The organism is Xenorhabdus sp. PR6a (genome assembly GCF_028599065.1).
Classification (GTDB): domain Bacteria; phylum Pseudomonadota; class Gammaproteobacteria; order Enterobacterales; family Enterobacteriaceae; genus Xenorhabdus; species Xenorhabdus doucetiae.
Map to the genome: position 1 here is coordinate 41821 of NZ_JAQRFJ010000019.1, position 14392 is coordinate 56212.

Here is a 14392-nt window from a genome sequence, read left to right on the forward strand (position 1 = left end):
GATGAAAAGTCGGGGGAGCGGAATTGTAAGCATTAAAAGGATTTTAGCCAAATACATCAATATTGATTCTACCGTGAACAAAATACATAACACCTCTTTAGTCGCATCAATGCTATAACAATCCTGAAAGATAAACGGGATCAAGAGGATGTAACATGCTACGTAAGACAGGCTTTTTCTTTGATGAACTCTGCTTCTGGCACCATTCTGGATTACAACATGTTTTGACATTTCCGGTTGGGGGATGGGTACAACCTCCCACAAGTGCAGGACATGCCGAGTCACCAGAAACCAAACGCAGAATGAAAAACTTAATCGATGTTTCAGGATTAAGCCATTCATTGCAACTGCGTGGTGCTAATCCGCTCGATGACACCACGCTGAAACTGGTTCACACCGAAGATTATTTACAGCGTTTTAAATCCCTAAGTGATCATGGCGGGGGAATGCTGGGAGCTGAAGCACCAATAGGACAAGGCAGCTATGACATCGCCAGACTGTCCGCCGGACTGGCCTATGCTGCGGTGAAAGCTGTGTTACAAGGCGAATTGGATAACGCCTATAGCCTTTCCCGTCCGCCCGGACATCACTGCCTGCCAGATCAAGCGATGGGCTTTTGCTTCCTTGCCAATATTGCCCTTGCGATTGAACACGCCAAAGAGCAGCTTGGGGTTGGTCGAATCGCTGTCATTGACTGGGATGTTCACCACGGTAATGGGACACAACATATCTTCTGGGAGCGTGACGATGTTCTGACTATTTCACTGCATCAGGATGGTTGTTATCCCGAAAGTTACAGTGGCGAGGAAGATATCGGCGCTGGCAAAGGAGAAGGTTTCAATATCAATATCCCGTTAATGGCAGGCGCCGGACACAATAGCTATCTTTATGCGATGGATGGCATTGTGATCCCTGCATTGCAACGTTACCAACCTGAGCTGATCATCGTTGCTTGCGGCTATGATGCCAATGCGTTTGATCCTCTGGCACGGATGCAGTTGCATAGTGACAGCTTTCGTGAAATGACCCGCAAGGTACAGCAAGCAGCCGATGAGCTATGTCATGGCAAATTAGTCATCGTTCACGAAGGAGGCTATTCCGAAGCCTATGTGCCTTTCTGCGGCTTGGCGGTCATGGAGGAATTAAGTGGCGTACGTACTAAGGTCAACGATCCTGCGCTGAACATGCTCCAATCGCAGCAACCGAAGGAACGATTTGACGCATTTCAGCGACAAGCCATTGATGAACTGAAACGGAAATTCAATCTTTAAAGATGCAAAATATCCCTGCCCGATAAAATAACGTCGGGCAGGTTAAATATGATGTTAACCCCCGACGGCAATGCGTTTCATGTCTGTCATATAACCACGCAAGGTACGGCCGATAACTTCAATGGGATGGTTACGGATTGCTTCATTCACATCACGCAACTGCGCATTATCGAAGCTACGATCGTCAACGGCTTTACCTAAATCCCCAGCTTGCAGGGTTGCCATGAATTTCTCTTTCAACAACGGAACCGCAACGTATGAGAATAGGTAGTTACCATATTCCGCGGTATCAGAAATTACCACGTTCATCTCATACAGGCGCTTGCGGGCAATGGTATTCGCAATTAACGGCAGTTCATGCAACGATTCATAATAAGCAGACTCTTCGATAATGCCAGTATCTACCATCGTTTCAAATGCCAGTTCTACCCCAGCTTTGACCATGGCAATCATCAGAACGCCATGGTCAAAATATTCTTGCTCACCGATATGCCCTGTATAGTCTGGGTAATTCTCGAAGGAGGTTTTACCGGTTTCTTCCCGCCAGGCCAGCAAGTTCTTATCATCATTCGCCCAATCTGCCATCATTGTGGCAGAAAATTCACCTGAAATGATGTCATCCATATGTTTCTGGAACAACGGGGACAAAATGGTTTTCAGTTGTTCAGACAGGGCATAAGCCCGCAATTTCGCCGGATTGGAAAGACGATCCATCATCAGTGTAATACCGCCCTGTTTCAGCGCTTCAGTGATCGTCTCCCAGCCAAATTGGATTAATTTTCCGGCATAACCAGGGTCGATACCCTCGGCAACCAGTTGGTCATAGCACAACAGAGAACCCGCCTGTAACATGCCACACAAAATGGTCTGCTCTCCCATCAGGTCAGATTTCACTTCTGCGACAAAAGACGATTCCAGTACCCCTGCCCGGTGTCCCCCTGTCGCGGCGGCCCATGCTTTTGCGATCGCGGTTCCTTCACCTTTTGCATCATTTTCCGGATGTACAGCAATCAGGGTAGGCACACCAAATCCACGCTTATACTCTTCACGCACTTCCGTACCCGGGCATTTAGGCGCAACCATCACAACGGTGATATCTTTGCGTATCTGCTCACCCACTTCGACGATATTGAATCCATGGGAATAACCTAACGCTGCGCCTTCTTTCATTAAAGGTTGAACCGCCTGAACCACGGCTGAATGCTGTTTGTCTGGTGTCAGGTTGATAACCAAATCGGCCTGTGGGATTAACGCTTCATAAGTGCCAACCTTGAAACCATTTTCGGTTGCCTTACGCCATGATGGTCGTTTTTCAGCAATAGCTTCTTGACGCAGCGCATAGGCAATATCTAAACCAGAATCACGCATATTGAGACCTTGATTTAGTCCTTGAGCACCACAACCGATGATCACCACTTTCTTGCCTTTTAAGTACCCGGCTTCGTCAGCAAATTCTTCCCGCGCCATAAACCGACATTTGCCTAACTGCGCCAATTGTTGGCGCAGGTTCAACGTATCAAAATAATTAGCCATGGTGACTCCGATATAATTAGAGATATGAGGTCGTTTGCATAGAGATATGAAGACAATATATGACATGAAAGCCATTGCTGAAATTGATATATTAACAAGACTGCATTGCAGTTTATGCAACATGCTTTCTTACGGCAAAAATCCTCTGGATAAAGGACTCCAAGACCATGGATCTACGTGATTTAAAACTGTTTCTACACCTTGCGGAAAGTTGTCACTTTGGGCGTTCAGCCAAGGCCATGTACGTCAGTCCATCCACACTGTCACGCCAGATCCAGCGCCTTGAGGAATTATTGGGGCATCCGCTTTTTCTGCGGGATAACCGAACGGTAAAATTGACCCCAGCCGGTGAACAACTCAAACAATTTGCTCAACAAACTCTTCTGCAATATAAACAACTACAGCATTCATTAAACCATCAAAGTCCATCACTGACGGGAGAATTGCGTCTATTTTGTTCCGTCACGGCAGCATATAGCCATCTGCCCCAAGTATTGGATAAATTTCGGGCAGAACATCCCTTGGTGGAAATCAAGCTGACCACAGGCGATGCGGCTGATGCGGTTGACCGGGTTCAATCCGATGCTGCGGATTTGGGGATTGCAGGCAAGCCGGAGAAACTGCCGGAGAATGTCAGCTTCACCCAAATAGGGGAAATACCGCTGGTGCTGATTGCCCCTTCCCTGCCTTGCACCGTGAGAAATCTCGCCACACAGGCGCAGCCTGATTGGAGTCGCATCCCTTTTATCCTGCCCGAACACGGCCCTTCCCGTAAGCGCATTGAGCTTTGGTTCCGGCGGCATAAAATCCTGCATCCCGTCATTTACGCGACGGTTTCAGGTCATGAAGCGATTGTGTCCATGGTGGCATTAGGCTGTGGCATTGCGCTAATCCCTGCGGTTGTGGTCGAAAACAGCCCCGAACCGGTACGCAACCGTATCTCATTGCGGGACAATATCTCGCTGGTCGAACCGTTTGAATTGGGGGTTTGTGCGTTGAGTAAGCGCCTGAATGAACCGTTGATTAAGGCATTTTGGGCGCTGTTGTAATCTGAAAATCGTTATAATCTGAATATAGGTTGTTTTATATGCGACGCAAAATACCTCCCAAAAGGAGGCTGTTTTGCTCTTTATTTTATGGCCTTATTACTTAAGTCAAAAATAGTTTAAATGAGGGGTTATCAGTTTCATCATGATATTCATAGCCCAGTTCATCCAAATAGCGATCAACACGCATTTCTGGCCCTGAAAGCTCAAACGCGGCTAATACCCGCCCATAATCGGTGCCGTGGCTACGGTAATGAAACAGCGTGATATTCCAATGCGTCCCCAGAGTCTGCAAAAATTTCAGCAAAGCCCCCGGAGATTCAGGAAAGGCAAAGCTAAACAACCGTTCCTGCAATGGCTTGGATGGCCTGCCACCGATCATGTAACGAACATGCAGTTTTGCCATTTCATCATCGGTAAAATCGGTGACTTGATATCCCGATGCTTTTAACTCTTCAATGATTTCATGACGTTCGGCATTCCCCCGACTCAATCTGATGCCGACAAAAAGACAGGCTTGGTTTGAATCCGTTGCATCCGAATAACGATAGCTGAATTCCGTCACAACACGCGTGCCCAGTCTCTGGCAAAACTGCAAGAAACTGCCCTTTTGTTCAGGAATAGTCACCGCCAGCAAGGCTTCGCGTTGTTCCCCAAGCTCACAGCGTTCTGAAACGTAACGCAACCCATGAAAATTCATATTGGCACCAGAGAGAATATGCGCCAATCGTTCTCCCTGAATCTGATGTTGCTGGACATATTTCTTCAAGCCTGCCAGTGCCAGCGCACCGGAAGGTTCTGCAACTGCCCTGACATCTTCAAAGATATCTTTCATGGCAGCACAGATAGCATCACTGTCTACGGTAATGACATCATCGACATATTGCTGGCATAAACGAAATGTTTCATTGCCAATGCGTTTAACGGCTACGCCTTCCGCAAATAATCCAACACGTGGCAAATCCACCGGATGCCCCGCTTCCAGCGCCGCTTTCAAACAGGCAGAATCTTCAGCTTCCACACCAATCACTTTCATTTCAGGTACAAGCTGTTTGATGAGAACCGCCACGCCGGCAATCAATCCGCCACCGCCCACCGGAACGAAGATGCGATCAAGATGAGCATCCTGCTGTAGCAACTCCATCGCCAGTGTGGCCTGACCGGCAATCACGACAGGATGGTCAAAAGGTGGGACGAAGGTGTAACCGTACTCTTTTGCTATCTCAATGGCTTTTTCTTTCGCTTCATCAAAATTCGCCCCATGCAACAGAACCTCTCCGCCAAAACTGCGAACGGCATCGACTTTAATATCCGCTGTCGCTATCGGCATGACAATGGTAGCTTTTACGCCAACCTTACTGGCCGATAAGGCAACACCTTGCGCATGGTTGCCCGCAGAAGCGGTGATCACCCCTTTGTTTTTTTGCTCTTCCGTCAAACCCGCGATCATCGCGTACGCACCGCGCAATTTGAAACTATGCACCAACTGGCGATCTTCTCGTTTCACCAAAATCGTATTGCCTAAACGCGCAGAGATTTTTTTCATTTCCTGCAAGGGCGTGATTTGCGCAACATCATAAACGGGTGCGCTCAATGCCGCCTTAAGGTATTCTGCGCCCTTGGGTTCAGTATTATTAAGAGGATAAACCGCCACAATCAGCTCCCCAGTTTGGTTTTATCACGCACAGCACCTTTGTCTGCGCTCGTTGCCAATGATGCATAGGCACGTAATGCCAAGGACACCTGACGCTCACGGGACTGAGGTGTCCACGCTTTATCTCCACGTGATAATTCAGCTTGTGTACGTTCTGCAAGTTCTGTTTTCGGCACATCCAACTGAATTTTGCGGTTTGGAATATCAATATTGATGATATCGCCGTCATAAATCAGACCAATCACGCCCCCATTTGCCGCTTCCGGAGAGACGTGACCGATAGATAATCCTGATGTTCCTCCTGAAAAACGCCCGTCCGTAATCAACGCACAACTTTTTCCCAGCCCCATGGATTTTAAATAAGTCGTGGGATAAAGCATTTCTTGCATGCCTGGGCCACCTTTCGGCCCCTCATAGCGAATAACAACCACGTCACCAGCCACCACTTTTCCACCGAGAATAGCGTCTACTGCATCTTCCTGACTTTCGTAAACTTTAGCTGGGCCACGGAAAGACAGGATTTCTTCATCAACGCCAGCTGTTTTCACAATGCAACCATCAGTAGCAATATTGCCAAATAAAACAGCCAGCCCCCCATCCTGACTGTAAGCATGGGCGCGTTCACGGATACACCCGGCTTCACGATCCGTATCCAGCGACGGCCAACGACAATCTTGTGAGAAGGCGCGCGTGGTACGAATGCCTGCCGGCCCCGCTGAATACATGCTCTTGATGCTTTCCTCTTCTGTCAGCATGATGTCGTACTGAGCCAATGTTTGTGGCAAATCCAAGCCCAAAATATTTTTCACTTCGCGATGCAAAAGCCCTGCGCGATCAAGCTCCCCCAAGATCCCCATCACACCGCCGGCACGATGTACGTCTTCCATATGGTATTTCTGCGTGCTTGGGGCAACTTTACATAAATGAGGCACCTGACGGGACAGACGGTCAATATCCGTCATCGTGAAGTCAACTTCCGCTTCCTGCGCGGCGGCCAACAAATGTAGAACGGTATTAGTCGAACCGCCCATCGCAATATCCAATGTCATGGCATTTTCAAACGCCGCTTTGGTCGCAATATTGCGCGGGAGAACACTGTCGTCATTTTGCTCATAATAGCGTTTAGTTAATGCGACAATCCGTTTACCCGCATTGATAAACAAAGCCTTACGATCTGCGTGTGTCGCAAGCAGTGAACCATTACCCGGTTGTGAAAGCCCAAGCGCTTCGGTCAGGCAATTCATCGAATTCGCTGTAAACATACCAGAGCAAGAACCACACGTCGGGCACGCCGAACGTTCGATTTGATCGCTTTGTTCATCACTGACATTTGGGTTGGCACCCTGAATCATGGCATCAACCAAATCCAGCTTGATCAGTTGTTCGGATAATCGCGTCTTACCTGCTTCCATTGGGCCGCCGGAAACAAAAATAACCGGAATATTTAAGCGCAGAGAAGCCATTAACATACCGGGGGTGATTTTGTCACAGTTGGAAATGCACACCATCGCATCGGCACAGTGGGCATTGACCATGTATTCCACCGAGTCAGCAATCAACTCACGCGAAGGTAATGAATAGAGCATTCCACCATGCCCCATCGCGATACCGTCATCAACCGCGATGGTATTAAACTCTTTCGCCACACCGCCTGATGCCTCAATCTGCTCTGCCACCAGTTTGCCGAGATCACGCAGATGTACATGCCCCGGCACGAACTGCGTGAATGAGTTAACCACCGCAATGATAGGCTTACCAAAATCTGCATCAGTCATCCCCGTAGCGCGCCATAAGGCACGGGCTCCTGCCATATTACGGCCATGAGTCGTTGTGGCAGAACGGTATTTAGGCATTGTCTTCACTCCCATGTCAGTTTTATCAATTAACTTCTAATTTCAGTAATCAAAACAGGCGAGGAACGACCGCCTGTTGGGTTTTATTTTTTTATTAAGGGTTAACCGGATCCAACCAGCCCCATTTATCTTCTGTCGTACCATCAAATAAGCCAAAGAACGCGCTTTGGATTTTTTTCGTGACTGGGCCACATTTGCCAATACCAACCTGGATACCATCTACGCTACGAACGGGGGTGATTTCCGCTGCCGTTCCGGTCATAAACACTTCATCCGCTAAATAAAGCGATTCACGAGAAAGTGCCTGTTCACGAACGTCCAGACCAAGATCTTGTGCCAACTTGATGATGGCATCACGGGTGATCCCCGGCAGGGCAGATGACGTAAATGGAGGCGTGAATAAAATACCGTCCTTCACTTCAAACAGGTTTTCGCCCGCGCCTTCTGAAATATAACCATGAACATCCAGAGCAATACCTTCCTGATAACCATGACGTCGCGCTTCACTTCCCACCAGCAAAGAGGAGAGATAATTGCCTCCCGCTTTTGCGCCTGTCGGGATAGTATTTGCTGCCACGCGATTCCATGAAGAAACCATCGCATCAATGCCTTGATCCAAGGCTTCTTCACCGAGATAAGCTCCCCACGGAAAAGCAGCGATAATGACGTCTGTTTTATAACCAGCAGGTGGGTTTACCCCCATTCCAACATCACCCACAAAGACCAATGGGCGAATGTAAGCACTGACCAATTTATTTTTACGGAGCGTTTCACGGCAAGCCGCCATCAATTCATCAACACGTTGGCTTACTGGAAAGCGGTAAATCTTGGCTGAGTCATGCAAGCGCTGCATATGTTCACGATGACGAAAAACAACGGATCCTTTGTGGGAGTCATAACAACGAATCCCTTCAAATACCGAGGTCCCATAATGTAAAGCATGGGACATAACGTGAATTTTAGCATCTGCCCAAGGCACCATTTCCCCATTGAACCAAATATAATCAGCTTGCTTTGTCATTCTCAGTTTTCCTTCAATGGCGCATCATGCGCTTATTAATCGTGATTCTTTATGTTTGATCTCAACACCAGCAACATCCACCAATTTCATCAGTTGAGAAAAAAGTAAATTAACAGGACGCTGGCTAGTGACGGTGAGTTCAATACTTACATTATCACTATCTGTTGCCTGATCCATATTCAATGCACAGACCTGAAATCCGCGATGGCGGGTCACCCGCAGAATACGTTCCAAAATCTCAGGACAAGACCGCGCCTCAATAGCAAGTTGATGCTGTATCATAATGATTTCTCCAACATGGTTTCGTTGCTTGCGCCTGGTGGAACCAACGGCCAGACATTCTCTAATTCCTCAATAGACACGTGTAATAGATACGGGCCCTCACTGTTGAACAACACATCTAATGCTTCATCCACTTGTGCTTTGTCAGTCACTCGCTGTCCTGGAATATCAAAGGCCTGCGCCAACATAAGAAAATCAGGATTATCCGTTAAGGTTGTTTCGCTATAACGTTTGTCAAAAAACAACTCTTGCCACTGACGAACCATGCCCAATCTTTGGTTATCCAATAAGATCAGTTTGACCGGCAATTGCTTGCGTTTAATGGTGCCCAATTCCTGAACGTTCATCATGAAAGAGCCGTCACCCGATATGCAGATAACCCTATCTTGCGGACGCGCTATCTGAGCACCAATCGCTGCCGGGATGCCAAATCCCATCGTGCCTAATCCACTTGATGTGATGAAATTTTCTGGTTGACTGAAAGTCATATGTTGGGCAGCCCACATCTGGTGCTGCCCAACATCAGTGGTAATAACGGTACTGGGCGATGCTCGTTCAGAAACTTGCTTCAACAACAAAGGAGCATAAATACTTTCGCCTTGATAGTCATAACGCCATGCATGTTCGTTTTTTAATTGTTTGATTTCTTGCTGCCAGTCTTGGATTGATAAAGGCTGTTGTAAATGAGGCAGCAGATCTTTTACATCCCCTAATAATGAAACATGAGCTTGACGTAATTTGTTAAATTCAGCGGGATCAATATCCAAATGAATAACGTTGGCGTGAGGTGCAAACGTATTCAGCTTCCCGGTAACACGGTCATCAAAACGCGCTCCCGCCGCAATTAACAAATCACAGGACTGAACGGCAAGATTAGCGGCTTTAGTGCCATGCATTCCTAACATTCCCAAATAGCATTCATGTTCAAAATCTGCCGCGCCCAAACCTTTCAATGTAGAAACAACGGGAATGCCCGTTTCAGCGACAAAATGGCGCAATTCAGGAACAGCGCCAGACATGCCAACCCCTCCTCCTACGTACAAAATCGGTTTCTGGGATGAAGCCAACAATTGACGGGCCAGCTCCATCTCTTGTTTTGGGAAGGAAAATTGAGGGGGAGTCGGTAGCAAATAGGGAGTAAAATCCCCTTGAGCCAACTGAATATCCTTGGGTAAATCAATCAGAACAGGGCCGGGACGACCACTCATAGCGATGGTAAAGGCATCGGCCATGACTTGAGGTAATTTTTCCAGTGAATCAACAAGAAAGCTGTGTTTTGTACAAGAAAGAGACATTCCCAGTATATCGATTTCCTGAAAGGCATCCGTCCCGATAAATGCAGAACTCACTTGGGCGGTAATGGCGATAACAGGAACAGAATCCATTAATGCGTCAGCCAACCCCGTGATTAAGTTTGTCGCGCCTGGCCCTGATGTCGCGATGCAAACGCCCGGTTTACCACTGGCTCTCGCATAGCCAATTGCCGCCATCGCCGCGCCTTGTTCATGACGACATAAGATGTGTTCAACACCCCCGTCATACAACGCATCATAAACTGGCATGATGGCACCACCTGGATAACCAAAAACTTTTTCAATTCCCCGCGTTCGTAATGCCTCTACAACCCATTTTGCCCCGTTCATTGCTGTCTCCGCTGTTATGTTTACCTTGTCGTTGGCTGTTGTGATGTTTTGTTCTATTCGTTGCTATGTGCTGTGTTAAGCCTAAAAAAAACCCCCGCGCCTTTCGGTGCGGGGGTTTTTCGGAATCTGGTTATTTTGCTATCTAAACCATTCTTCGTCCAAGTGCAGCCCCGCACGGTGGAATAATCACCACCACGCTCACAATAATTAGGCTAATCACTAGGACAAATGCGTTCATCATTTTATTCGTTTTTGACTCATATGCTTGACGTATATTTAAGAGTTAACACTTTCTATGATTATTGACAACAATTATTTTTATTTTTTCATAACAAATTTCATAACAAAATTATTTTATTTATATTTTTCATTTAGATAAACAAACAAGCAGATAAATTCACTGGAACTTACTCACTTTTCTCCCAGAAAAAATCACCAACTGTTTGTTTAATAACATAATTGATAAATAAAGTAATAAAAAACAAGTTAATCTTCTAAATATCTATAACATGGCAAAAAGACGATCCAAACCCAAATATATTTACGAACCTTTTCACAAAATAACGACAGGCGACTTTTCATTATTTTTTATCGATTCATGATAACAGCTTTCTTGCTAAGGAGAGCATCATGACACTTGCCGTCATCCATACACGGGCAACGATTGGTATTGATTCCCCTATCGTCACGATAGAAGCACATATCAGTAATGGCTTACCCGGTCTTACCCTTGTCGGTTTACCTGAAACTACCGTAAAGGAAGCCAGAGATCGGGTCAGAAGTGCTTTGATCAATAGTGGTTTTACTTATCCTCCTAAAAGGATTACCGTTAATTTAGCGCCTGCGGATCTGCCCAAAGAAGGGGGAAGATATGATTTACCCATCGCTATCGCAATTTTGGCCGCATCGGAGCAGATCTCAGCAGATAAGCTACATAATTATGAGTTTTTGGGTGAATTAGCGCTCTCAGGCGAAATACGGCGAGTCACGGGAGCAATTCCCGCGGCATTGAGCGCAAAAAGAGCAGAAAGGCAACTTATCCTTTCCTCAGAAAATCAAGCTGAACTGGCAATTTTGTCTCAGAACGAAACACTAATGGCAAACCATTTGCTCCAAGTTTGCCATTTTTTACAGGGAGAACAGGAAGAACGAGGAGAAAAAGTCACTCTATCCTCCCCTCCTCCTGTTGAACTACAAACAGAATCCTTTGCTTTGGATATACAAGATATTATTGGTCAGGAGCAAGCCAAACGAGCACTGGAAATTACCGCCGCTGGTGGACATAATCTCCTGTTACTCGGCCCCCCAGGCACCGGTAAAACCATGCTTGCCAGTCGGTTATGTAGTTTGCTCCCCCCATTAACGCAGCAGGAAGCTCTGGACGTCGCGGCAATCAATAGCTTATCCGGACATTCAATTAATCCTCAAAAATGGCATATACGCCCATTTAGGGCACCGCATCATAGTGCTTCAATGGCGGCTCTTGTTGGAGGAGGTTCAATACCTAAACCGGGAGAAATTTCTCTTGCCCATCATGGCGTGTTATTTTTAGACGAATTACCCGAATTTAATCGTAGTGTCCTTGACGCCCTGCGTGAGCCGTTGGAATCTGGCGAAATAGTAATATCCCGCGCCAGAGCAAAAGTCCGTTTTCCTGCTCAAGTTCAACTGATTGCAGCCATGAACCCTAGTCCGACCGGCTATCATCAGGGAATGCATAACCGAAGTAGTCCACACCAAGTATTGCGCTACCTTTCCAAACTTTCAGGCCCTTTTTTAGATCGTTTTGATCTTTCCATTGAAGTTCCGCTACTTCCGCCAGGAATTTTAAGCCAATCATCAACAAAATATGGCGAAAATAGTCAGGAAGTCAAAAAACGCGTAGCAATAGCAAGAAAAATACAAATAGAGCGATGTGGCCATATCAATGCTCATCTCAGTAGCAAACAAACCGAAGATATTTGCAAAATTAGCATGGAAGATGCCGTTTTTCTGGAAAATACTTTATTGAAATTAGGGCTGTCTATACGTGCCTGGCACCGAATACTCAGGGTTTCCCGCACAATTGCAGACCTAAAAGAACAAAAAACGATAGAAAAACCGGAGATTATGGAAGCATTGAGCTACCGAAGTATAGATAGGTTACTGATTCAACTACAAAAACAGGCTAGATAAGCTATCAATTAGAAAAGGGGCAAATTGCCCCTCTTGCGTAGATCATTAATATCAATGATGGTATTAATCATCAGTATCGGTATAGTCCTCTGAAGAATCAACCTGTGGTTTTCCGCCGGAAAGAGTGTGAAAACGTTTTGGACGGCTAATTTTAGCCAAATACTTAGTCCATACCTTTTCCTCTGTTGTTGCCGGGGCACGTTCACCACGGCAAACTGCAACAAACAGTTTTTCTTCTTCTGTTTGAGGTTCGCGTTTACCAAGGTCCAATTCATTGAACGCATGACCATAACGTTCTAGCAATTGAGCCTCTTTGATGGTGAAATCACCATGACGGGAAAATCCACGTGGATAATGTTTATTATCAAAAAAACGATTAGTCGTGATGAAGCTTTCAGCCATCTGACACACTCCTAACTCCAATGTCATACTAATTATGGCGCGGAGTATTAGGGAGGCTTGACATTCTGTAAAACAAAATATTTAAATCTTAACGACAAAAACTATTGGAGATGCATGTGGACACTGAATTACTGAAAACCTTTTTGGAAGTCAGTAAGACTCGTCACTTTGGTCGGGCAGCTGAATCGCTTTATTTAACACAATCCGCTGTTAGTTTTCGGATCCGCCAACTAGAAAATCAGTTGGGTGCCAATTTATTCACACGACATCGCAATAATATTCGCCTAACAGCCGCCGGAGAACGCCTGGTACCCTATGCAGAATCCCTAATGAGTACCTGGCAATTGGCGAAGAAAGAAATCAATTATGTCGCCCAGCACACTAAACTTTCTATCGGCGCTACCGCATCCCTATGGGAAAGTTATCTAACATCTTGGCTAAATACATTTTATCAACACCATCGGGAAACAAGAATTGAGTCTCTGGTTTCGACACGCCAGTCACTCGTCAAGCAATTGCATTCTCGCGAATTGGATCTCTTGATTACCACTGAGCCACCTAAAATGGATGAGTTTCAAAGTCAGTTAATAGGTAATATCCAGCTTGTTTTATTAACAACCCGACATAATCTTGATAGAGGAGTAGAAAATTATATTAAATTAGAGTGGGGAGCGGATTTTCATCAGCAAGAACAAAAAATCTTAAAGAGCGATCTTCCACCTATCATGACAACCACATCAGCACATATTGCCAGAGAATTATTGGATAGTGTTAATGCTGCCACTTTCCTTCCGATACATTGGCAAGAAGAGTATCCAAAACTCGTTGCCTCACCTAATAATGAGTCAATAAAACGCCCATTATATGCGGTATGGCTGCAAAACAGTGACCAACAAGCCCTTATCCAACACTTATTAAAAATTCCTGTCGAAAAAGCGCCTGTGGCTACTCCTGTCACTACCCAATAGCAACTTTGATAGCAAAAAATAAGGATTGATATACGGTATAGTGCGCAAAGGAGCCGCGCCTACAAAGAAATTAGAATTACATAAGAAAATAACAAGCAAGAAAAAACCCAGCTAAAATTAGCTGGGCTATTAATCTGAAAGCTATATCAATTATTACTTAGTTGTTAACTGGCAGGGGCGGAGAGACTCGAACTCCCAACACCCGGTTTTGGAGACCGGTGCTCTACCAATTGAACTACGCCCCTAAATACGGTGGCGGTGCGGACGGGACTCGAACCCGCGACCCCCGGCGTGACAGGCCGGTATTCTAACCAACTGAACTACCGCACCACCGAATTTCTTTATCCTTGCTGCCTTTTGTGCCGGCAACAAGCATTTAATTGAATGTCTGGCAGTGCCCTACTCTCGCATGGGGAGGCCCCACACTACCATCGGCGCAACGGTGTTTCACTGCTGAGTTCGGCATGGGGTCAGGTGGGACCACCGCGCTATTGCCGCCAGACAAATCCTGTTTTCAATCCCGAACAAGCTGTTAAATTTTTAT

12 protein-coding genes, 2 tRNA genes and 1 rRNA gene are annotated in these 14392 nt (G+C 46.1%); 4 read left to right on the forward strand and 11 right to left on the reverse strand.

What is annotated here, in order from left to right:
* Positions 1-155: 155 nt before the first annotated feature.
* The gene (locus tag PSI15_RS07530; protein ID WP_273582984.1) at positions 156-1271 is read left to right on the forward strand and encodes a class II histone deacetylase; all 1116 of its coding nucleotides are present in this window, start codon (positions 156-158) and stop codon (positions 1269-1271) included.
* A 54-nt stretch (positions 1272-1325) separates the two neighbouring features.
* On the opposite strand, the gene ilvC is transcribed toward PSI15_RS07530, so the two are convergent.
* Positions 1326-2804: a ketol-acid reductoisomerase gene (ilvC, locus tag PSI15_RS07535; RefSeq protein ID WP_273582985.1), complete on the reverse strand. Its 1479-nt coding sequence runs from the start codon at positions 2802-2804 to the stop codon at positions 1326-1328.
* A gap of 167 nt (positions 2805-2971) precedes the next feature.
* On the opposite strand from ilvC, the gene ilvY reads away from it, so the two are divergent.
* Complete coding sequence (ilvY, locus tag PSI15_RS07540) at positions 2972-3853, forward strand: HTH-type transcriptional activator IlvY (protein ID WP_273582986.1); 882 nt, start codon at positions 2972-2974, stop codon at positions 3851-3853.
* Between the two features lie 100 nt (positions 3854-3953).
* On the opposite strand, the gene ilvA is transcribed toward ilvY, so the two are convergent.
* The 6 genes from ilvA to PSI15_RS07570 all read right to left on the reverse strand — a co-directional run bounded on the left by ilvA (position 3954) and on the right by PSI15_RS07570 (position 10541).
* Positions 3954-5504 (reverse strand): threonine ammonia-lyase, biosynthetic, encoded by a 1551-nt coding sequence (gene ilvA, locus PSI15_RS07545; RefSeq protein ID WP_273582987.1) that lies wholly within the window; start codon positions 5502-5504, stop codon positions 3954-3956.
* 2 nt (positions 5505-5506) lie between these two features.
* Positions 5507-7357: a dihydroxy-acid dehydratase gene (ilvD, locus tag PSI15_RS07550; RefSeq protein WP_273582988.1), complete on the reverse strand. Its 1851-nt coding sequence runs from the start codon at positions 7355-7357 to the stop codon at positions 5507-5509.
* 94 nt (positions 7358-7451) lie between these two features.
* The gene (locus PSI15_RS07555) at positions 7452-8378 is read right to left on the reverse strand and encodes a branched-chain amino acid transaminase (RefSeq protein WP_273582989.1); all 927 of its coding nucleotides are present in this window, start codon (positions 8376-8378) and stop codon (positions 7452-7454) included.
* 24 nt (positions 8379-8402) lie between these two features.
* Positions 8403-8660: an acetolactate synthase 2 small subunit gene (gene ilvM, locus PSI15_RS07560; protein ID WP_273582990.1), complete on the reverse strand. Its 258-nt coding sequence runs from the start codon at positions 8658-8660 to the stop codon at positions 8403-8405.
* Entirely contained in the window at positions 8657-10303 is a 1647-nt protein-coding gene (gene ilvG / locus PSI15_RS07565) for an acetolactate synthase 2 catalytic subunit (RefSeq protein WP_273582991.1), read from the reverse strand. Before ilvG ends, ilvM begins: the two co-directional genes overlap by 4 nt.
* Positions 10304-10445: 142 nt before the next feature.
* Entirely contained in the window at positions 10446-10541 is a 96-nt protein-coding gene (locus PSI15_RS07570; RefSeq protein ID WP_273551121.1) for an IlvGEDA operon leader peptide, read from the reverse strand.
* A gap of 392 nt (positions 10542-10933) precedes the next feature.
* On the opposite strand from PSI15_RS07570, the gene PSI15_RS07575 reads away from it, so the two are divergent.
* Complete coding sequence (locus PSI15_RS07575) at positions 10934-12478, forward strand: YifB family Mg chelatase-like AAA ATPase (RefSeq protein ID WP_273582992.1); 1545 nt, start codon at positions 10934-10936, stop codon at positions 12476-12478.
* A 63-nt stretch (positions 12479-12541) separates the two neighbouring features.
* Here the strand turns inward: PSI15_RS07575 and PSI15_RS07580 are convergent, their stop codons facing one another.
* Positions 12542-12880, reverse strand: a complete 339-nt coding sequence (locus PSI15_RS07580; protein ID WP_273582993.1) for a DUF413 domain-containing protein — start codon at positions 12878-12880, stop codon at positions 12542-12544.
* A 116-nt stretch (positions 12881-12996) separates the two neighbouring features.
* Here PSI15_RS07580 and hdfR point away from each other — a divergent pair, with 116 nt between their 5' ends.
* On the forward strand, positions 12997-13848 hold the full coding sequence (gene hdfR, locus PSI15_RS07585; protein ID WP_273582994.1) for an HTH-type transcriptional regulator HdfR: 852 nt from the start codon (positions 12997-12999) through the stop codon (positions 13846-13848).
* 169 nt (positions 13849-14017) lie between these two features.
* Here hdfR and PSI15_RS07590 read toward each other — a convergent pair.
* From PSI15_RS07590 to rrf, 3 genes are all read right to left on the reverse strand, one after another.
* Positions 14018-14093 (reverse strand) — tRNA-Trp (locus tag PSI15_RS07590).
* 8 nt (positions 14094-14101) lie between these two features.
* Positions 14102-14178 (reverse strand) — tRNA-Asp (locus tag PSI15_RS07595).
* Between the two features lie 56 nt (positions 14179-14234).
* Positions 14235-14350, reverse strand: a 5S ribosomal RNA gene (rrf, locus tag PSI15_RS07600).
* Between the last annotated feature and the right edge of the window lie 42 nt (positions 14351-14392).

Excerpts from the sequence above, each read along its gene's own strand:
- PSI15_RS07555 (WP_273582989.1), bottom strand. The coding sequence starts at position 8,378 with ATGACAAAGCAAGCTGATTATATTTGGTTCAATGGGGAAATGGTGCCT.
- PSI15_RS07580 (WP_273582993.1), bottom strand. The coding sequence starts at position 12,880 with ATGGCTGAAAGCTTCATCACGACTAATCGTTTTTTTGATAATAAACAT.
- ilvD (WP_273582988.1), bottom strand. The coding sequence starts at position 7,357 with ATGCCTAAATACCGTTCTGCCACAACGACTCATGGCCGTAATATGGCA.
- PSI15_RS07570 (WP_273551121.1), bottom strand. The coding sequence starts at position 10,541 with ATGAACGCATTTGTCCTAGTGATTAGCCTAATTATTGTGAGCGTGGTG.
- ilvY (WP_273582986.1), top strand. The coding sequence starts at position 2,972 with ATGGATCTACGTGATTTAAAACTGTTTCTACACCTTGCGGAAAGTTGT.
- PSI15_RS07530 (WP_273582984.1), top strand. The coding sequence starts at position 156 with ATGCTACGTAAGACAGGCTTTTTCTTTGATGAACTCTGCTTCTGGCAC.
- ilvG (WP_273582991.1), bottom strand. The coding sequence starts at position 10,303 with ATGAACGGGGCAAAATGGGTTGTAGAGGCATTACGAACGCGGGGAATT.
- ilvM (WP_273582990.1), bottom strand. The coding sequence starts at position 8,660 with ATGATACAGCATCAACTTGCTATTGAGGCGCGGTCTTGTCCTGAGATT.
- ilvC (WP_273582985.1), bottom strand. The coding sequence starts at position 2,804 with ATGGCTAATTATTTTGATACGTTGAACCTGCGCCAACAATTGGCGCAG.
- PSI15_RS07575 (WP_273582992.1), top strand. The coding sequence starts at position 10,934 with ATGACACTTGCCGTCATCCATACACGGGCAACGATTGGTATTGATTCC.